This is a genomic window from Pelomonas lactea (assembly GCF_043555885.1).
In the GTDB taxonomy this organism is placed as follows: Bacteria; Pseudomonadota; Gammaproteobacteria; order Burkholderiales; family Burkholderiaceae_C; genus Pelomonas; species Pelomonas lactea.
Genome location: NZ_JBIGHX010000002.1, coordinates 918,929 through 936,579, shown reverse-complemented (window position 1 = coordinate 936,579; position 17,651 = coordinate 918,929). Strand labels below are relative to the sequence as shown.

General features: G+C 71.1%; 17 protein-coding genes. 4 read left to right on the top strand and 13 right to left on the bottom strand.

Annotated elements, in window-relative coordinates; all coding sequences use genetic code 11:
* Window positions 1-5 precede the first annotated feature (5 nt).
* Genes ACG04Q_RS08510 through ACG04Q_RS08460 form a run of 11 tightly spaced genes read right to left on the bottom strand, consistent with a single transcriptional unit; the run spans window position 6 to window position 11,437 of the window.
* Window positions 6-1,682: an asparagine synthetase B family protein gene (locus ACG04Q_RS08510; protein ID WP_394510458.1), complete on the bottom strand. Its 1,677-nt coding sequence runs from the start codon at window positions 1,680-1,682 to the stop codon at window positions 6-8.
* A gap of 20 nt (window positions 1,683-1,702) precedes the next feature.
* Window positions 1,703-2,797, bottom strand: a complete 1,095-nt coding sequence (locus tag ACG04Q_RS08505; protein ID WP_394510457.1) for a GNAT family N-acetyltransferase — start codon at window positions 2,795-2,797, stop codon at window positions 1,703-1,705.
* 4 nt (window positions 2,798-2,801) lie between these two features.
* Entirely contained in the window at window positions 2,802-3,875 is a 1,074-nt protein-coding gene (locus ACG04Q_RS08500) for a glycosyltransferase WbsX family protein (protein ID WP_394510456.1), read from the bottom strand.
* A gap of 30 nt (window positions 3,876-3,905) precedes the next feature.
* A complete protein-coding gene (locus ACG04Q_RS08495; protein ID WP_394510455.1) occupies window positions 3,906-5,360 on the bottom strand; it encodes an oligosaccharide flippase family protein in 1,455 nt (484 codons plus the stop codon).
* Window positions 5,357-6,349, bottom strand: coding sequence for a glycosyltransferase family 2 protein (locus ACG04Q_RS08490; protein ID WP_394510454.1), 993 nt, complete (start codon window positions 6,347-6,349; stop codon window positions 5,357-5,359). The genes ACG04Q_RS08495 and ACG04Q_RS08490 overlap by 4 nt, the downstream gene beginning before the upstream one ends.
* Window positions 6,346-7,611: a glycosyltransferase gene (locus ACG04Q_RS08485; RefSeq protein ID WP_394510453.1), complete on the bottom strand. Its 1,266-nt coding sequence runs from the start codon at window positions 7,609-7,611 to the stop codon at window positions 6,346-6,348. Before ACG04Q_RS08485 ends, ACG04Q_RS08490 begins: the two co-directional genes overlap by 4 nt.
* Window positions 7,608-8,837, bottom strand: a complete 1,230-nt coding sequence (locus ACG04Q_RS08480) for a glycosyltransferase (RefSeq protein ID WP_394510452.1) — start codon at window positions 8,835-8,837, stop codon at window positions 7,608-7,610. The genes ACG04Q_RS08485 and ACG04Q_RS08480 overlap by 4 nt, the downstream gene beginning before the upstream one ends.
* A 14-nt stretch (window positions 8,838-8,851) precedes the next feature.
* On the bottom strand, window positions 8,852-9,541 hold the full coding sequence (locus ACG04Q_RS08475; RefSeq protein WP_394510451.1) for an ABC transporter permease: 690 nt from the start codon (window positions 9,539-9,541) through the stop codon (window positions 8,852-8,854).
* A complete protein-coding gene (locus ACG04Q_RS08470; protein ID WP_394510450.1) occupies window positions 9,538-10,383 on the bottom strand; it encodes a hydrolase 1, exosortase A system-associated in 846 nt (281 codons plus the stop codon). Before ACG04Q_RS08470 ends, ACG04Q_RS08475 begins: the two co-directional genes overlap by 4 nt.
* The gene (locus tag ACG04Q_RS08465; protein WP_394510449.1) at window positions 10,380-11,183 is read right to left on the bottom strand and encodes a hydrolase 2, exosortase A system-associated; all 804 of its coding nucleotides are present in this window, start codon (window positions 11,181-11,183) and stop codon (window positions 10,380-10,382) included. The genes ACG04Q_RS08470 and ACG04Q_RS08465 overlap by 4 nt, the downstream gene beginning before the upstream one ends.
* Window positions 11,180-11,437 carry an acyl carrier protein gene (locus ACG04Q_RS08460; RefSeq protein WP_394510448.1) on the bottom strand — a complete coding sequence of 86 codons (258 nt, stop codon included), beginning with the start codon at window positions 11,435-11,437 and terminating at the stop codon, window positions 11,180-11,182. The genes ACG04Q_RS08465 and ACG04Q_RS08460 overlap by 4 nt, the downstream gene beginning before the upstream one ends.
* Window positions 11,438-11,559: 122 nt before the next feature.
* On the opposite strand from ACG04Q_RS08460, the gene ACG04Q_RS08455 reads away from it, so the two are divergent.
* Both ACG04Q_RS08455 and ACG04Q_RS08450 read left to right on the top strand, forming a co-directional pair.
* The gene (locus ACG04Q_RS08455; RefSeq protein WP_394510488.1) at window positions 11,560-13,152 is read left to right on the top strand and encodes an acyl-CoA ligase (AMP-forming), exosortase A system-associated; all 1,593 of its coding nucleotides are present in this window, start codon (window positions 11,560-11,562) and stop codon (window positions 13,150-13,152) included.
* Window positions 13,149-14,411 carry a pyridoxal-dependent decarboxylase, exosortase A system-associated gene (locus ACG04Q_RS08450; protein ID WP_394510447.1) on the top strand — a complete coding sequence of 421 codons (1,263 nt, stop codon included), beginning with the start codon at window positions 13,149-13,151 and terminating at the stop codon, window positions 14,409-14,411. Before ACG04Q_RS08455 ends, ACG04Q_RS08450 begins: the two co-directional genes overlap by 4 nt.
* Here ACG04Q_RS08450 and ACG04Q_RS08445 read toward each other — a convergent pair.
* Entirely contained in the window at window positions 14,408-15,148 is a 741-nt protein-coding gene (locus tag ACG04Q_RS08445) for an arginyltransferase (protein ID WP_394510446.1), read from the bottom strand. The two genes, ACG04Q_RS08450 and ACG04Q_RS08445, sit on opposite strands and share 4 nt — an antisense overlap.
* Window positions 15,145-15,876, bottom strand: a complete 732-nt coding sequence (locus tag ACG04Q_RS08440) for a leucyl/phenylalanyl-tRNA--protein transferase (RefSeq protein ID WP_394510445.1) — start codon at window positions 15,874-15,876, stop codon at window positions 15,145-15,147. Before ACG04Q_RS08440 ends, ACG04Q_RS08445 begins: the two co-directional genes overlap by 4 nt.
* A 25-nt stretch (window positions 15,877-15,901) precedes the next feature.
* Between ACG04Q_RS08440 and ACG04Q_RS08435 the strand changes: the two genes are divergently transcribed.
* Window positions 15,902-16,264 carry a Spx/MgsR family RNA polymerase-binding regulatory protein gene (locus ACG04Q_RS08435; protein ID WP_394510444.1) on the top strand — a complete coding sequence of 121 codons (363 nt, stop codon included), beginning with the start codon at window positions 15,902-15,904 and terminating at the stop codon, window positions 16,262-16,264.
* A gap of 144 nt (window positions 16,265-16,408) precedes the next feature.
* A complete protein-coding gene (locus ACG04Q_RS08430; RefSeq protein WP_394510443.1) occupies window positions 16,409-17,614 on the top strand; it encodes an ammonium transporter in 1,206 nt (401 codons plus the stop codon).
* Window positions 17,615-17,651 lie beyond the last annotated feature (37 nt).

Below are 17,651 nucleotides of genomic sequence, written 5' to 3'. Positions count from 1 at the left end.
GAAGTTCAGGCGGCGATGCGGTAGTCGGGCGCGTGCCGGCGCAGCCATTGCTCCAGCATCATCAGGATCCACACCATCTCGCCGTAGTAGCCGGCGTGTTCCTTCAGCCGCTTCGTCAGCAGGTTCTCGACGAACTCGGGCCGCACGATGCCGCGGGCGGCCGCGCCGCGCAGCGAATCCGCGGCCAGCGCGTTCAGCGCGGCGTCCTTCACGGCCCAGGGGCCGAAGGGCAGGCCGAAGCCGTGCTTCTTCTTCGTCAGGATGTCGTCCGGCAGGAAGCCGCGCAGCGCTTCCTTGAAGAACCAGCGCAGCTTCAGGCCCTTGAGCTTGTAGCTGGTCGGCAGCTTCAGCGAGAAGTCCAGCAGCCGCGTGTCCAGCAGCGGGAAGCTGACGTCCACGCCGGCCAGTGCCGTCGTGCCGACGACTTTGGGCAGGTCGTTCTCGGCCAGCGTGTAGCGCCAGTCGAAGGTCAGCATCTGGTTGACGAGGCTGGCGTCATGCGGGCCGGCGGCCCAGGTGGCGCGCTGGTGCTGGCGCGGCGAGTCGGTGTCGACGGCGGCCAGGAACTGCGGCGTCAGCACGTCGCGCAGGCCCAGGCGGTCCAGCAGGTTGTAGCTCTGCATGCGGTCGGGCATGGGCACGCGGGCCTGGCGGATGTAGCTGGTGCCCTTCTTCAGCAGCGGGATGTTGCCGGTGAGCGGGTTCATGAACAGCGGGTTCAGCACGCCGGCACGCAGTGGCGACGGGATCTGGCTGTAGACGTGGAACACACGCTCCTTGGCGTAGCGCGTGTTGCCGCCGAAGAGTTCGTCGCCGCCGTCGCCGGCCAGCATCCGCGTGTAGCCGTCGTCGTGCGCCTTGCGGGCGCAGTAGAAGGCGGGCACGGCCGAGGAGTTGCCGAACGGCTGGTCGTAGTGCGCGGCGACGTCGGGGATGGCCTTCACGAGGTCGGCCGGCGTCACGTAGTACTCGTGGTGGTCCGCGCCAAACGCCTTGGCGGCGATGCGGGCGTAGGCCATCTCGTCGTAGCCCTCGGCCTCGAAGCCGATGGAGTAGCTGGCCGGCGCCCGGCCCGTGGCCTCGCCCAGCAGGCCGGCGACGGTGGAGCTGTCGGTGCCGCCGCTCAGGAAGCAGGCGGTCTTGCCGTCGCCCGTGAGGCGCTCCTTCACGGCCGCGCGCAGGATGCCGCGGAACTCGTCGCGCAGCGTGTCGAAATCGGGGCTGGCCTGCTCGGTGAACTGCGCGGTCCAGTAGGGCGCGACGGTCAGTTGTCCATCCTTGAACAGCGCGTAGTGGGCGGCCGGCAGCCGGTGGATGCCCACGTAGATGGTGCGCGGCGACGGGATGCAGTGGTGGAACAGGTAATCGAAGATCGCCTGGGTGCTGAGCTCCGTGATGCCCAGCCGGCGCGCCAGCACGTCGGCACGCGTCGCGTAGTGCAGCTGGCCATCCTTCACGGCATAGCACAGGCTGTGCACGGCGAAGCGGTCCACGGCCAGGTAGCTGCCGCCGCCGGGCAGGTCCAGCGCGACGGCGAACTCGCCGCCCACGTCGGCGGCGCAGCGGCTGCCGCGCGTGGCGTAGGCCTGCTGCCACGCCGCCAGCGGGTCGGGCGCCGCGCCGGCAAAGCGGGGGGCGCCGGAAGCGAAGGGCGTGTCGGGAGGCAGGTCGTGGGCTTGCATCGGTGGAAAGGTTTCGGTCGTCAGGCGGGCGGATTGTCTGCGGGCGGCAGCGGTTTGGCGCGCAGTCGGCGCCGGGCGTCGCCCAGGGTCTGGCGCAGCAGCCCGGCCAGGCCGCGCAGCGTCAGCGGGTCGTAGGCGATGAGGCCGAAGCGCTCGCGGCGCTGGCTCATCCAGGCGGCCTTGTAGGCATCGTCGCCGATCAGGTAGTCGATCTCGCGCACCTGGTCCGCGTCGATGGCGCGCTCCATCAGCAGCGCGGTCAGCAGCGTGCCGGGGGCCAGCGCCTTGTGGGCTTCGTCGTAGGCGAGCTTGTAGATGTCGGCGCGGCCGTTGGCGACGATCCAGATCTGTGCGGCCACCGGCTTGTCGCCCAGCCAGGCCAGCCCCAGGCGCAGCCAGCCGCGGCGCGCGCACAGGCGGATCAGGCCCGGCACGAAGCCGGGGTAGGGCTCGGGCACCTTCCAGCTCTGTGCGTAGACGGCCTGGTAGGCCGCCAGCCCCGCCTCCAGTGCGTCGCCGCCGGTGACGATCTCCAGCCGGCCGCCCTCGGCCGCGAACTTCTTGGCGTTGCGCTTGATGGTGCTGCGCACCTGGCCGCTGCGGTCCTTCAGGTAGTCGGCCCAGGTCTGGCGCACCGGCTCGTACCAGTTGCCGAATGCGAAGTAGCCGTGCGCGCTCAGGCCCGCCAGCTGCAGCGCGCGCTGGAGCAGCGTGAACTCGCGCGACGCCGGGTCCATCGGCGAGAAGCGGTAGGCCGCCGCCCGGCTGCCGCGCCGCAGCGCGCGGGTCAGCGGCAGCAGGTCTTCGGCCGCCAGCCCGTCTTCCAGCGCCGGCGCGTAGATGGCCGTGTAGAAGTTGGACAGCGCGCTGACTTCGCCACCCTGCGTGACCGTGGGCAGCACGGCCAGCACGCGGCCTTGCCGACGCAGCACGTGCACGCGGACGTCGGGTCTGCCGGCCTCGGTGGCGTAGACATGGTCGATGAGGTTGGCATGCCAGTCCGCGCCGAATTCGACGTGGCGCTGCTCGGCGCGCGCCATCAAGGCCAGCGCGTCGGCGGGCAGCTCGCGCACATGCGCGTAGCTCTCGATGCTGGCATCACGGGGATCGCTCATGGCGTCAGCCGGCCTTCACCCGGGCCTTGAGCGCTTCCAGATAGCCGCGCCCGAACTCGCGGCTGGGCTCCAGGTGGTTGCCTTCGGCCCATTCGTTCCAGGACTTGATGAACAGCAGGTTGTCGCTGGCCTGGCGCTTGCCGCACATCGCCAGCGCCCGGTCCAGCGCCTGGCCGAAGGCCGCGGGCGAGCAGCCTTCCATGACGACGCCACGGGTGCCGCTGCGCGGCGTGTTGTCCCAGTTGGGCAGCACGCAGGGGATGGCCAGCGGATGGCTGTCCGCTGGCAGCAGGTGATCCTGCATCTCGTCGTAGCGGTGCAGGCAGGGAATGCCGCGGGCGTCCTGCAGCCGGTTCCACAGCTTCTTGACCGGCTGGCGCCACGACACCCACGGGCGGCGGCGGCTGAAGTAGGGCTGCAGCACGAAGGCGTCGAACCCGTGGGCGACGCAGTCCCAGTGCGGGTCGGCGTGCTGGGCGAGCAGGTACAGGCCCTCCAGCCCGGCGTCATGCGCCATCTGTCGCCAGCGCGCGGTGAAGGCGCGCACGTCCGGCATGTCCTGCGGCGCGTACAGCATGAACACCGGCTTGCCGTCGACGCGGATGTAGCGCGGGTCGCGGAAGGCCGGCAGCAGCGTGTCGAAGTGGCGGCGGTCGTCGTCGGCGCCGGGGTAGGTCTGCTCGGCGAGGATGCGCTTGTCCAGGCCGTGCCACACGCCCGACCAGGTCTGGTTGGCCCAGCACAGCATGAACGGGAAATCCGGCTCGCCCGAGGCCAGCACCTCCTCGAACGGCCGCTGCAGCAGCCGCTTGCCGTTGCCGAACCAGTAGTGGTAGTAGCAGAAGCCGTGCACGCCGTAGTCCCGCGCCAGCGCAGCCTGGGCCGCACGCGCCTCGGGCAGGCGCAGGTCGTAGAAGCCCAGTTCCGACGGCAGATAGGGCTGCTTGTGGCCGCGGTACAGCGGGCGCGCCTTGGTGACGTTGGTCCACTCGGTGAAGCCGGGTTCCCACCAGGCGTCGTTCTCCGGGATGGGGTGGTACTGCGGCAGGTACAGGGCGATGGCCTTGGGAGCGGTCATGGTCGAGGTGTTGGAATGCCGGAGGCCGTCTCAGTGGGGCGCGAAACGGTGAGCGACAAGCCTGAAGGCCTTGTGCATCTCCGCTCGCAGCGGGTGGGTGCTGAACTGCAGCGCCAGCATGATGCCCAGCACGGACACCGCGCCCAGCGCGACGATGTGCGCCAGCGCGGGCAGGGGGGCGCCGCTGGTGCGCAGGTAGATCTCGGCGGCCGCTGCGGGCGCGGCGCCCAGCGCGCAGATGCCCAGGCTGCCCCGGCAGGCCTGCCAGCACTGCGCCGCCGTGAAGTCGAAGTGCTGGCGCAGCGGGTGCAGCCAGGCGCCCAGGTTGATGACGCGGTAGACGATGAACAGCCAGGCCATCTGCTCCAGCGACACCACGGCGCTGCTGAACAGCACCGCCACCAGCGCGACGTTGGAGACGAGGTTGGCCCGCAGGCAGGCGCCGACATGGCCCGCGGCCATCAGCGCCGCGGGCGCGAGCTGGATGGGCACGACGATGGCAGACCACAGCGTCAGCCAGGTCGACAGCCGCGCGGCAGCCTCCCACTGCGGCCCGAACAGCAGCGTGATCAGCGTCGGCCCCACGAGCGCCAGCACGGCCAGGATGGCGAACTGCACGAGGCTGTAGGTCTGCAGCGCCTGGCGCAGGTTGGCGCGCGCATCGCCGCCTTCGCGCAGCCCCTTGGCGAACACCGGGCCGAACACCTGCAGCAGGATCTCGTCGACCTTCCACGCAAACATCGCCAGCAGGCTGTTGGCGCGGCTGAACTGGGCCACCGCGTCCATGCCCAGCGTCTTGCCGAGCACGAGGTCCGGCCCGCTGGAGCCGACCCGGCCGACGATGCCGGACAGGCTGGACTGCGAGCCGAACTTGAGGATCTTGCCCAGGCCGCTGAAGCGCGGACGCAGGAAGGCGTAGTGCGGCCGCGCGGCGAACAGGCAGGAGATCATGACGACGTTGCCCGCCAGCGAGCCCCAGGCCATGCTCAGGTGCTTCTGGCCTGCGTAGGCGAAGGCCACCGTGGCCGCGGCCTGCACGGCGCTGGCGGTGATGTTGATGCGCGCCACGCTGCCGAAGGCCAGCTCGCGCTTCATGACGCTGAGGATCTGCGCGCCGAACGGGATGAGCGCGAAGTTCAGCGCCAGCACGTAGAACACCGCGGTCATGCGCGGCTCGGCATAGAAGCTCGCGGCCCACGGCGCCAGCCCCACCATCAGCAGCGCCAGCGTCATCGACGTGCACAGCATGACCGTGAAGCCCGCGCGCACGTCCTCGCGCTGCACGTCGCGCAGTTGGATCAGGTACTGCCCGACGCCGAAGTCGCGCAGGATGTGCGCGAACGCGAGCAGCGACACCGAGATGGAGAAGACGCCGATCTCGTCGGGCGTCAGCAGCCGCGCGACGATGACGGAGCTGCCCAGCGACAGCACCAGGTTGACGGCGGTGGCCGCCGATGTCGAGCCCAGCGCCCGGTACCAGCTCATCGCAACAACCCCATCGACGCCGCCGCGGCGCGGGCAAGCGCCCTGGGGTCGGCCAGCAGGCGCTGCAGCGTGCCCTGCGACTGCAGCCCGGCATGCCCGGCGAGGCCTTGCGCATAGGTCTTCAGCCCCATGCGCGACAGGTGGTAGCGCCACGCGGGCCATTGCGCCGCCAGCATCGTCGCGACGCGCGCCTGCTGCGGCGCGGACAGCTCGATGCCCAGCGTGCCGCGCTGCAGCGCCAGCAGCCCGTCCAGCTTCTGCCGCGCGACGAACTCGGCCGCGCGCGGGCTGGTCAGGTTGTCGTCGTGCCGGTGGTGCAGGGCCACGTCGCGCGTCGTGAAGACGAAGCGGCCGCGCTGCGTCAGGCGTAGGAAGAACAGCCAGTCCTCGCCCGAGCGGAACTGCGCCGGCATGCCGCCGACGGCCAGCGCGGCGTCGCGCCGGAAGCAGGTGGCCGACGTCGGGATGATGCTGGCGGCCAGCAGCGCCTCGCAGGCGTCGTTGAGCAGGAAGGCGTCGCCTCCCAGCGCGGTGGCCGCGCGGGCGATGTCGATCTTGGGTGCGAACAGCCCGTGCGGCTCGCGCGCGTCGGGCATGACGACGGTGGCGTCGCCGAAGCTCATGACGGCCGACGGCTGCGCGTCCAGCGCGCCGCTGAGCGTCTCCAGCGTGTCGGGCAGGTGCTCGTCGTCGCTGTCCAGGAAGGCAACATAGGCCGTGCGCGCCAGCTCGATGCCGCGGTTGCGCGCCGCGGCCGGGCCGCCGTTGCGTTCCATGACGACGACACGCACCGGCAGCCCATGCCGCTCGCCCCAGGCGCGCGCGATGTCGGGCGTGCCGTCACGGGAGCCGTCGTCGACGACGATGATCTCCGCGACCCGGCGCGTCTGCAGGCGCACGCTGTCCAGTGCCCGTTCGATGAGCCGCGCGCGGTTGAACGTCGGCGTGACGACGGTGACGTCCAGGGCGGGAGAGGCTTGATCGGTCATGGCGCGGTGGAGGAGGAGAGGGGCCGGGACAGCAGCGCCTGGGTGCGCCCGCGAACGATGTCGTCGCCGTACAGCGCGAGGAAGCTCCGGCGGCCCTGGCTGGCCAGCCGGGCGGCCAGCGCCGCGTCGCCGGCGATGCGGGCGCAGGCCTGTGCGAATGCGTCCGGCGCGTCGGCCACCAGCAGGTCGCGCTCATGCTGCAGGTCCAGCCCCTCGACGCCCAGCGTGGTCGTGACGACGGGCCGGCCCAGCGACAGGGCTTCGAGGATCTTGATGCGCGTGCCGCCGCCGAACCGGATAGGCACGACGACGACATCGGCCTGCGCGTAGGCCGACGTGATGTCGGCCACGTCGGGCAGCACCTGCACCTCGGGCGGCCGGTGCAGCGCCTGCACGCGCGGCACCGGCCGGCGGCCCACGATCTGCAGCCGCACCGGGCCCGGCCAGGCGCGGTGGATGGCGGGCAGCAGCGTGTGGACGAGGTGGTCGGCGGCGTCGATGTTGGGGGCGTAGGACAGCGTGCCGAGGAACAGCAGGTTCAGCGTGTCGCCGGGCTCGCGGGGGGGCAGTGCGGGCAGTACCGGGTAGGCATTGGGCACCACGGCGACGCGGGCGGCCGGCGCGCGCTCGCGCAGCCGGGCTTCGTCGACGGCGGAGCACACCAGCACCTCGTGGGAGCGCAGCGCCCGTGTCTCGAGCCGGCGCTGCTCGGCGATCTCCAGCCGCGCCGCCAGCCGGTGCGCGCGGCCCCACAGCGAGCCGTCCTGCGCGAGCGCGCGCTGCTGGGCCAGCGACTCGATGTCGTCGAAGTCGACGACGAGGCGCTGCGCACTCAACCCGTGCTGCCCGGCCAGCAGCCGCCACAGCTCGAAGCAGGCGAGCCGGAAGCAGAACACGTCGCCCAGCCGCGCACCGCCCAGCGCCTGCAGCAGCGCCGCGACGGCGCCCGCGCGCGGCTGCCAGCGGGGGCGGCCCCACAGCAGCAGCCGCTGGGCCAGGAAGGCAGCCGTGTTGTCCAGCCGCCGGCCGCGCGCGCTGGCGTCCAGCGGCAGCACGTGGACGACGCTGCAGAGCCCGTTCAGGAAGGCCAGGTCGGGCGCCTGCGCCAACTGCGCCGGTGTCAGCGCAAGCACCAGCCGCGGCGGGCGCAGCGCCGCCATCGCGGCCAGGTGCGACCAGGCGCGCTTCTCGATGCCCACCCCGTCGGCCCGCGGCACGACGCAGGACAGCAGCACCCAGGCGGAGCCGGCCTGTGCGTTCACACCAGCGCCCGCAGCCAGTCGGCCAGTTGCTGGCTGCGCGCCCAGCGCGACGCGCCCTGCACGGCGTCCGCGCGCGGCAGCAACTGCAGCGAGGCGTCATCCGCCACCAGGCGCTGCAGCAGCGCTGCGATGGCCGGGGCATCGTCCAGCGGCGCCTGGTCGGTGATGCCGGCCGCGCGCAGCAGCTGCGCCGTGTCGCCCTCGGGGGCGGCCAGCGTGACGATGCGCGGCCCGGCGCGCAGGTACTCGTAGACCTTGGCCGGCACCTGCGCATTGCAGTTGGCCGCCTGCATGACGAGCAGCCCGTCGGCGCGCTGCATCTCCTCCAGCGCCTGGCGATAGCCGACGGCGGGCATGACCTCCACCATGTCGGTCACGCCCGCCTGCGCGGCCAGGTCGTTCAGCAGCGCCTCGTGCACCGGCGCGCGAAACCTCACCTTCAGCCGCGAGCCGAGGCCGGCCTGGCGCAGGCGGGCCAGCGCCTGTATCAGCGGCGCGGGGTCGCGCTCCCAGGGGTAGACGATGCCGCTGTGCAGCAGCGTCAGCTGGCCGGGGTTCAGCGGCTCGCGCTGGGCAGGGGCCGTGCCGAAGCTGTCCTCGTCGTAGCCGTTCTCCATCAGCTCGACGCGCGCCTGCGGATGGCGCTGCAGGATGTCGCGCCGCGTGCCCGGCGTCGTGACCGTCATCAGCCGGGCCGTGCGGGCCGCCAGGTCTTCCAGCCGCAGCAGCTGCTGGCGCGTGGCGGCGTCGGCGGGGTAGTCCGCCTGCACCATGGGGTCGCGGAAGTCGGCGATCCACGGCAGCCCGGTCCGCTGTGCCAGCGCCGCGCCGATGACGTGGGCGCTGGGAATGGGATAGGTGCTCCAGATGGCCTGATGAGGCACGCGGCGCAGCAGGTTCTGCGCGCGGCGCACGCCGTCGAACCGCCAGGAGGCCCAGCGGTCGGGCCGGGCCGTGAACGCGAAATGACGCCCGGCCAGCGACAGGTGGCGTGCCGCGTCCAGCGCGATGGCGCGCTCGACGTGGACCTCGGCCGGCACGTCCTTCAGCAGGTCGGCGCCGATGCGCTCGTAGGCCTGCGGCCAGCAGGTCAGCACGGACACGTCCCAGCCCAGCCGCGGCAGATGCTGGGCCAGGCGCAGCGTGCGCTGGATGCCGCTGGAGCCCGCCAGCGGCGGGAAGTGGTAGGCGATCAGCAGGACGCGGGGACGGGTGGGTGAGGGCATGGCGGGCGTGTGGATCACGGCGGGGCGGACGCCGCGCTGGCGGCGGCGGATGCTGCGGAGGCGGCCTCGGCCGGCGGCGGCTCGCGCCACTGGCCCGCCTTTTCGAGGCGCTCCTTCAGCCCGGGGCGGGCCCAGCCCAGTTCCTGCGACTTCCATGCATGCACGAGGGCTCGCTCGGGCTCACCCAGGTCCAGCAGCAGCAAGCCGATGTTCTGGTGCGTGAAGGCTTGCAGGTCGTCCAGCTTCTCCAGCGGCTCCAGCGTGGCCAGGGCTTCGGCCTTCAGGTTCATGCGCTGCAGAAAGCTGGCGTACAGCAGCCTGACGAGGTGGTCGTCAGGCTGGAAGCGCGACGCGCGCTCGAAATAGCAGTCGATGCTGCGTGGCAGCGATGGCGGTTCCTTGGTCTTGAGCCTCACGCCCCACTCGGAGATGGTGGCCAGCGCCGCGTGATGGTTGGGCGATGCGCGCAGGATGTAGTCCAGGTCGCCGCCCAGGGAGCCCGACTGGCCCTTGCGCAGGTTGCGCACGTCGCTGTTGAAGTGGTACGAGTCCACGATCGCCAGCGCCCTGCCGCGCTCCTTGCGATAGTCGAACGGACCATAGCCGTTGGCCAGCTGGCCGCAGAAGGGTTCAACCTGCGCGTGCGCGAAGCCGCCGCCGGCGCCCAGCAGGCCGGCTATCGCCGCGATGACAAGCCATCTCATGTCCTGAACTCCTGCAGATACCAGGCCAGCAATTCGCCCTGCATGCGCCGCTCCGTGGCGATGTCCGAGAAGGTGTGGTCGGCCTCGGCATGCCGGTGCACCGTCAGGCGCGGCCGGCGCGGCCAGTCGGGCTGCGCCTGGTCGAAGCCCAGCGTGAATTCTCGGGCGGTCAGGTCTTCGCCCGACAGTTGAAGGACGACGGGCAGCGGGCTGTTGCGCCAGGCGCGCAGCATGCGGGTCCTGAAATCGTCGCGGCGGGCGGCCGGTGCCGCGCGCGCCGCGCTGCGGTTGCGCCGCCAGTCGCGCAGCGCGCGCAGCCCCACGCCGCCCTTCAGCAGCTTGAGCCAGAAGTCGGGTGACCTCAGGCGCTTGCCGTAGTAGTGGGACAGCACGGCCTGGGCCTGCCCCTGTTCGCTGCGGAACCACGGGTTCTGCAGTGCCAGCCCCAGCACGCGGGCGTCGGCATGGGCCTCGCAGTACATCAGTGCCGCGGAGGCCGCGTCGCAAAGCCCGTGCAGCACCACGCCGCGCAGGCCGGGGCGTGCTGCCAGCAAGGCGCCGATGGCCGCGGCGATGTCGGCATCGACCCCCTCGAAGTTGCGCGTCTCGCCGCCGCTGTCGCCCAGGCTGCGGTAGTCGAAGCGCAGCGTCGGGAAACCGTGGGCGGCCAGGTGCCGCGCCAGCAGCGTGAACTGCCGGTGGCTGCCAGCGCGGTACTGCGGGCCGCCGACGATGATGAGCACGCCCACGCCCGCCGGCGTGCCGTCATGCGGTTCCGGCTCGGCCAGGATGCCCACCAGCGGCTCGCCCTCGCACGCGAAGTTCAGCACGCGCTCCTTCATGCCAGCGCCTCCACGGTGCGCTCGATCAGCGTCGGCGCGAGCTCGATCTCGGTCGTCGCCCAGAACGCCGGCCCCGGCACGATCTGCGGGCGCACGGCCCAGCCGGCGTCCTGCCAGGTCTTGACGGCCTGCTCGCTGACGGGCGTGAAGCTCGCGTCCTCGCGCGTGCTCAGCTCCAGCCATTCGACGCGGCCGGGCGCACCGCCCGGGGCCAGCCGGGCCGCGTCCAGGCCGGCGGCCAGCGCGGCGCTCAGCCGGTAACCGGCGATCTCGACGGCCCGGCCGGCGGCCAGGTCGGTCTTCAACTGTTCCATCAGCCCCTTGCTGGCACCGCCGGCCATCTCGGCCGCCAGCCGCAGGCGCAGGAACTGCTGCAGCGCCGGCTTGCCGCTGGCCGTGGGCTGCCAGAACAGGTGGTTGACGGGCCGGCCCCAGTCGGCCGCGGCCAGCAGGCAGCCGGCGCGCAGGCTCCACAGCCACAGCGGCGCTTCGGCCACCCGGCGGTCCAGCTCGGCCAGGCCCAGGCGCACGTCGGCCTGCCAGTCGGCCCAGCTCGCGTCGCCGAAGTCGGCCGAGGAGTCGCCGCAGCCGCGCAGGTCGATCTGCAGCACCGCGTGACCGGCCTGGGCCAGCGCGCGGCAGGCCAGTGCGGCCATGCGGCGCGACTTGTTCATCTCCTCCGCAAACGGATGCAGATACAGCACCTTGCTGCGCGGCGCGCCGGCGGGCGCGTGGAACAGGCACAGCCGCTGCTCGCCGCCGGCGGCGGGCAGGAAGAAGATGTCGGGCTTAGGGGTCAACCGAGGCGGGCGGCGACGAAGTCCGCCAGCGAGCCGACCGTGGCGAAGGTGTCGCCGTCGATGTCGTCATCGTCGACGGCCAGGCCCAGCTGTTCCTCCAGCGCGGTGATGAGGCTGACCACGGCCATGGAGTCCAGCTCGGGCAGCGCGCCCAGCAGCGCGGTGTCGCGGGTGAAGGTCTGGGCGCGGCCGTTGAGGCTCAGCACGTCGTCGAGAAGCCTCAGCACGTGGCTGAGCACCTGGGCGTTGTCCATGGGTTTGGCGTAGAAAAGGCAGCCGCGCAGTTTAGCGGCGCGCCCCCTCGCCTCCGGGGAGCGCACCCCTCGGCCTCGGGGTCGCGTGAGATACTTTTTTCACTGCCATCCGACCCTTGTCCATGCCCGAATCCACGCTGCTCCACGAGTTGGTGGCCGTCGCCGCCGAGCGCACGCCCGACGCCCCGGCACTGACCTATGGTGCGCTGACGCTGGGCTACGGCGAGCTGGACGGCGCCGTGCGGGGTTTCGCCAGCGGCCTGATGGCACTGGGCCTGGCCCGCGGCGAGCGGGTGGCCATCTACCTGGAAAAGCGCTTCGAGACGGTCGTCGCCAGCTTCGGCGCGCCGGCGGCCGGCGGCGTGTTCGTGCCGCTGAACCCGCTGCTCAAGCCCGAGCAGGTGGGTTTCATCCTGCGCGACTGCGACGTGCGCGTGCTGGTCACGTCGCCCGAGCGGCTGGCGCAGCTGGGTGAGGTGCTGACGCAATGCCCGTCGCTGCGCCACGTGGTGCTGACCAGCGGTGCGGGTTCCGCGCCGGTGCCGGTGCACGACTGGGCCGCGCTGCTGGCGTCGCCCGCCCGCGCGGGCCACCGCGTCATCGACACGGACATGACGGCCATCCTCTACACGTCCGGCTCGACCGGGCGGCCCAAGGGCGTCGTGCTGTCCCACCGCAACATGGTGGCGGGCGGCAAGAGCGTGGCCAGCTACCTGGAGAACCGCGCCAGCGACACGCTGCTGGCGGCGCTGCCGCTGTCGTTCGACGCCGGTTTCAGCCAGTTGACGACGGGCTTCCACAGCGGCGCGCGCGTCGTGCTGTTGAACTACCTGCTGCCCCGCGATGTGCTCAAGGCGATGGAGCGCGAGAAGGTCACGGGCCTGACGGCCGTGCCGCCGCTCTACATCCAGCTGACGCAGCTGGAATGGCCCGCCGCCATCGACGCCCACCTGCGCTACTTCGCCAACACCGGCGGCCGCATGCCGCGCGCAACGCTGGACCTGCTGCGCGCCAAAGCGCCGTCGGCCAAGCCCTTCCTGATGTACGGCCTGACCGAGGCCTTCCGCTCGACCTACCTGCCGCCCGAGGAAGTGGACCGCCGGCCCGACTCCATCGGCAAGGCGATCCCCAACGCCGAGATCCTTGTGCTGCGCGAGGACGGCAGCGAATGCGCGCCCGACGAGCCGGGCGAGCTGGTGCACCGCGGCGCGCTGGTGGGCCTGGGCTACTGGAACGATGCCGAGAAGACGGCCGAGCGCTACAAGCCTTTGCCCGTCGGCATCGGCGGCCGCGAGGGCGGCCTGCAGCTGCCCGAGTTCGCGGTGTTCTCCGGCGACACGGTGAAGCGCGATGCCGAAGGCTTCCTGTACTTCGTCGGCCGCCGCGACGAGATGATGAAGACGTCGGGCTACCGCGTCAGCCCGACCGAGGTCGAAGAGGTGCTGTACGCGACCGGCCTGGTGGGCGAGTGCGTGGCCTTCGGCGTCCATCACGACAGCCTGGGCCAGGCCATCCAGGTCATCGCGACGCCGCCGGAAGGCTCGGCCGAGCTGGACCTGGCCGCGCTGACCGCCGCCTGCAAGGCGCGCATGCCGGCCTACATGGTGCCGCACGGCATAGCCGCACGTCGCGGCCCGCTGCCGCGCAATCCCAACGGCAAGATCGACCGCAAGACGCTGTCGACCGACTGGCTCGAACAACACAACGCCGCATGAGCGAACCCATTGCCCCCAAGCGCGCGCTGGAGCACGCGCCCGTCCTGTTCCCTCGCGACGCCCACGGCGAGCTGCTCATCGGCGGCCAGCGGCTGTCGGTGCTCGCGGAGCGTGTCGGCCAGACGCCGTTCTATGCCTATGACCGCGGGCTGTTGAAGGCCCGCGTGGCGGAGCTGCGCGCGGCGCTGCCGCAGGGCATCGAGCTGCACTACGCGATGAAGGCCAACCCGATGCCGGCGCTGGTGCAGCTGATGGCCGGGCTGGTGGACGGCATCGACGTGGCCTCGGCCGGCGAGTTGCAGGTGGCGCTGAACGCCGGCGCGGACCCTCACGAGATCAGCTTCGCCGGCCCCGGCAAGCGCGACATCGAGCTGGGCCAGGCGGTTGCTGCCGGCGTGCTGGTCAACGTGGAATCGGCGCGTGAGTTGGCACCGCTGGCGCGCGCGTCGCAGCGGCTGGGCCTGCCGGCGCGCGTCGCGCTGCGCGTGAACCCGGACTTCGAGCTCAAGGGCTCGGGCATGCGCATGAGCGGTGGCCCCAAGCAGTTCGGCATCGACGCCGAGGCGCTGCCCGAGGTGCTGGCCGAGGTGGGGCGGTTGAGCGGCGATGGCGTGGCCTTCGAAGGTTTCCACCTGTTCGCCGGCTCGCAGAACCTGAAGGCCGAGGCGATCTGCGAGGCGCAGCAGAAGAGCTACGAGCTGGCGCTGCGCTTGGCCGAGAGCGCGCCCGCGCCGGTGAAGTTCCTGAACCTGGGCGGCGGCTTCGGCATCCCGTACTTCCCGGGCGAGTCGCGGCTGGACCTGGCGCCCATCGCCGACAACCTGGCTGCGCTGCAGGCGCGCGCCAAGGCCGACCTGCCGGCGGCGAAGCTGGTCATCGAGCTGGGCCGCTACTTCGTCGGCGAGGCGGGTATCTATGTAAGCCGCATCGTGGACCGCAAGGTCTCGCGCGGCCAGGTGTTCCTGGTGGCCGATGGCGGCCTGCACCATCACTTGTCGGCGTCTGGCAACTTCGGCCAGGTTCTGCGCAAGAACTACCCGGCCTCCGTCGAGCCTCAGGGCCGCCGCGAGGCGGCAACGGAAGCCGCCAGCGTCGTCGGCCCGCTGTGCACGCCGCTGGACCTGCTGGCCGACCGCATGGACATGGCCCGCGGCGAGATCGGTGACCTGGCCGTCGTCTACCAGAGCGGCGCCTATGGCCGCAGCGCCAGCCCCGAGGGCTTCCTGGGTCACCCGGCCTGCGTGGAAGTGTTGGTCTAAGCCTCGGTGGCGTCTTCCCAGACGCCGTTCCTCAGGATCTGGTGTGGCCGGAAGCCGGCCTTGTAGGCCATCTTGGGGCTTTCTTCGATCCAGTAGCCCAGATAGACGTGGCTGAGCTTCAGCTCGCGGGCCTGCTGGATCTGCCACAGCACGCCGTAGGTGCCGTAGCTGGCCTCGATGTCGGGGTCGTAGAAGGTGTAGACCGCCGACAGGCCGTCGCTGAGGATGTCGAGGATGGACACCATGCGCAGCGGCGTGCTGCCGTCGGGCATGGTTTCGCGGAATTCCACCAGCCGCGAGTTGATGCGGCTTTGGAGCAGGAACTGGGTGTACTGGTCGACGCTGTCGTGGTCCATGCCGCCGCCGCTGTGGCGGCCGGCCTGGTAGCGCAGGTACAGCGCGTAGTGCTCGGGCGAGTAGCCCAGCCGCATGACCTTGGCGTTCAGATGGCGGTGCGCCTTCCATGCCCGCTTCTGACTGCGGCTGGGCTGGAAGCGGTCCACCGGCACGCGCAGCGCGATGCAGGCGCGGCACTGGTCGCAGTAGGGGCGGTAGGTGAAGAGCCCGCTGCGGCGAAAGCCGGCGGCGACGAGGTTGGAGTAGGCGTCGGCGTGGATCAGGTGGCTGGGCGTCGCGACCTGCGAGCGCGCCTGGCGGCCGGCCACGTAGCTGCACGGATAGGCGGCCGTGGCGTAGAACTGAATCTGCGCGAGGGGCAGTTCTTTGGGGTGGGTCACTTCGAATCGAGAAGCCGGTGCCAGTAGTCCGGATGATAGGTCCAGGGCCCGGGGCTGGCCTCACCGACATGGGTGGCGAGGTGGGCTTCGAACACGCTTCGCGTCACTTCCGCGGCGCCCAGCGAGGCCAGGTGGCCGGTGTTCTGCTGGCAGTCTATCCACGGGATGCCGAACTCGCGGCACAGGCAGATGAGGGCGCACAAGGCGATCTTGGACGCGTCGGTGCGGCGCATGAACATGGATTCGCCGTAGAACATGGTGCCGAGGTTGACGCCGTAGAGGCCGCCGACGAGTTCGCCGTCCACCCACGTCTCGACGCTGTGCATGGCCGGCCAGGCCAGGTAGGCGGCCTGCAGTTCCGGCACGATCCAGGTGCCGTTCTGGCCCTCGCGCGGCACGCTGGCGCAGGCGTTGAGCACGGCCGCGCGGTCGAAGTCCACGCGGATCTCGCAGCCGGGCGTGGCGGCGAAGCGCTGCACGGTCTTGCGAAGCGAGCGCGACAGCTTGAACTCCGCCGTCTGCAGCACCATGCGCGGGTCCGGCGCCCACCACAGCGGCGGCTGACCGGGGCCGTACCAGGGAAAGATGCCGCGCCGGTAGGCGGCTGCCAGGCGCTGTGGCGTCAGTGTGCCGCCAGCGGCCAGCAGGCCGGGGGCGTCGGTGTCGGGGCCCAGCGCGCGGGTGGTGGGCGGGAAGTCCAGCGAGGCGTCGTCGAGCCAGTCAATCATGCCGGCCATGGTACGGTGCCGCCCCATGATCACCGTCTATGGCATCCCCAACTGCGACACCGTCAAGAAGGCCCGCGCGTGGCTGGCCGAGCGCGGCCTGGAAGTCGCCTTCCATGACTTCAAGAAGCAGGGCGTGCCGGCCGAGTTGCTGCCCGCCTGGCTGGCCGCCTTCGGCCGCGACAGGCTCGTCAACCGCGCCGGCACGACCTGGCGCAAGCTGGACGACGCCGCCAAGGCCGCCGTCATCGACGACGCGGCCGCCGCCGCACTGATGCTGGCGGAACCCAGCGTCATCAAGCGGCCGGTCGTGCGCTGGGAGGATGGTCGCTGGACGCTCGGATTCAGTGCGCCGATGTTCGAAGAAGGTGCGTCTGGCGCACCAAAGTAGAACTTCCGGCGCCTTCGTGGCGCCGTCGCCCGGCGATGTGCATGCATCAAGACTGGGCATTGAACTTGCTGTTTCGGTGCGGTTTTGTTCGGCTTGGTGCGCGTTGCCCAAGCCTGGAGCCGAGAACCGAGACAGGAGACAGTGTTGGAGTCATCGATCAAGCAGGGCGCGGATGCGCTCTTCATTCTGCTGGGCGCCATCATGGTGCTGGCCATGCACGCGGGCTTTGCCTTCCTGGAGCTGGGCACCGTGCGCAAGAAGAACCAGGTCAATGCACTGGTCAAGATCCTCGTGGACTTCGCCGTGTCCACGCTGGCCTACTTCCTCGTGGGTTACCTCGTCGCCTACGGCACGCACTTCTTCGTCGGTGCCGAGCAGCTGGCGCAGAAGAACGGCTACGAGCTGGTCAAGTTCTTCTTCCTGCTGACGTTCGCAGCGGCCATTCCGGCCATCGTGTCGGGCGGCATCGCCGAGCGAGCCCGCTTCGGCCCGCAGCTGGCGGCCACGACGGTCATCGTCGGCTTCGTCTACCCGTTTTTCGAGGGCATCGCCTGGAACCAGGCGTTCGGCGTCCAGGCCTGGCTGAAGGCCGCCACGGGTGCCGAGTTCCATGATTTCGCCGGCAGCGTCGTCGTGCATGCCGTGGGCGGCTGGATCGGCCTGGCGGCCGTGCTGCTGCTGGGCCCGCGGCTGAACCGCTACCGCAAGGATGGCGCGATGAGCGCGCACCCGCCGTCCAGCATCCCCTTCCTGGCGCTGGGCGCCTGGGTGCTGACGGTGGGCTGGTTCGGCTTCAACGTGATGAGCGCGCAGACGCTGGACAAGATGTCCGGCCTCGTCGCCGTGAACTCGCTGATGGCCATGGCCGGCGGCACGCTGGTGGCCGTGCTGCTGGGTCGCAACGACCCCGGCTTCGCGTACAACGGCCCGCTGGCCGGTCTTGTGGCCGTCTGCGCCGGCTCCGACGTCATGCACCCACTGGGCGCGCTCGTCACCGGCGGCGTGGCCGGCTGGCTGTTCGTGCAGTTCTTCACCCTGACGCAGAACCGCTGGAAGATCGACGACGTGCTGGGCGTGTGGCCGCTGCATGGCCTGTGCGGCGCGTGGGGCGGCATCGCCTGCGGCGTCTTCGGCCAGCAGGCGCTGGGCGGCATCGGTGGCGTCGCTTTCAGCGCGCAGCTGATCGGCACGCTGGGCGGCGTGGCCTGGGCGCTGGCGGGTGGTTTCGTCGTCTACGGCGTGATCCGCAAGGTCGTCGGCCTGCGGCTGGACGCCGAGCAGGAGTTCGAGGGCGCCGACCTGTCCATCCACAAGATCGGTGCGACGCCGGACCGCGAGGTCAGCTGGTAAGCTGCTTCATCGCTGTTCAGACAGGCCCCGTGCGGGG

Bases quoted from the DNA above. Each gene is read 5' to 3' on its own strand.
- ACG04Q_RS08510 (WP_394510458.1), bottom strand. From the start codon at position 1,682: ATGCAAGCCCACGACCTGCCTCCCGACACGCCCTTCGCTTCCGGCGCC.
- ACG04Q_RS08505 (WP_394510457.1), bottom strand. From the start codon at position 2,797: ATGAGCGATCCCCGTGATGCCAGCATCGAGAGCTACGCGCATGTGCGC.
- ACG04Q_RS08500 (WP_394510456.1), bottom strand. From the start codon at position 3,875: ATGACCGCTCCCAAGGCCATCGCCCTGTACCTGCCGCAGTACCACCCC.
- ACG04Q_RS08495 (WP_394510455.1), bottom strand. From the start codon at position 5,360: ATGAGCTGGTACCGGGCGCTGGGCTCGACATCGGCGGCCACCGCCGTC.
- ACG04Q_RS08490 (WP_394510454.1), bottom strand. From the start codon at position 6,349: ATGACCGATCAAGCCTCTCCCGCCCTGGACGTCACCGTCGTCACGCCG.
- ACG04Q_RS08480 (WP_394510452.1), bottom strand. From the start codon at position 8,837: ATGCCCTCACCCACCCGTCCCCGCGTCCTGCTGATCGCCTACCACTTC.
- ACG04Q_RS08475 (WP_394510451.1), bottom strand. From the start codon at position 9,541: ATGAGATGGCTTGTCATCGCGGCGATAGCCGGCCTGCTGGGCGCCGGC.
- ACG04Q_RS08470 (WP_394510450.1), bottom strand. From the start codon at position 10,383: ATGAAGGAGCGCGTGCTGAACTTCGCGTGCGAGGGCGAGCCGCTGGTG.
- ACG04Q_RS08460 (WP_394510448.1), bottom strand. From the start codon at position 11,437: ATGGACAACGCCCAGGTGCTCAGCCACGTGCTGAGGCTTCTCGACGAC.
- ACG04Q_RS08455 (WP_394510488.1), top strand. From the start codon at position 11,560: ATGCCCGAATCCACGCTGCTCCACGAGTTGGTGGCCGTCGCCGCCGAG.
- ACG04Q_RS08450 (WP_394510447.1), top strand. From the start codon at position 13,149: ATGAGCGAACCCATTGCCCCCAAGCGCGCGCTGGAGCACGCGCCCGTC.
- ACG04Q_RS08440 (WP_394510445.1), bottom strand. From the start codon at position 15,876: ATGATTGACTGGCTCGACGACGCCTCGCTGGACTTCCCGCCCACCACC.
- ACG04Q_RS08435 (WP_394510444.1), top strand. From the start codon at position 15,902: ATGATCACCGTCTATGGCATCCCCAACTGCGACACCGTCAAGAAGGCC.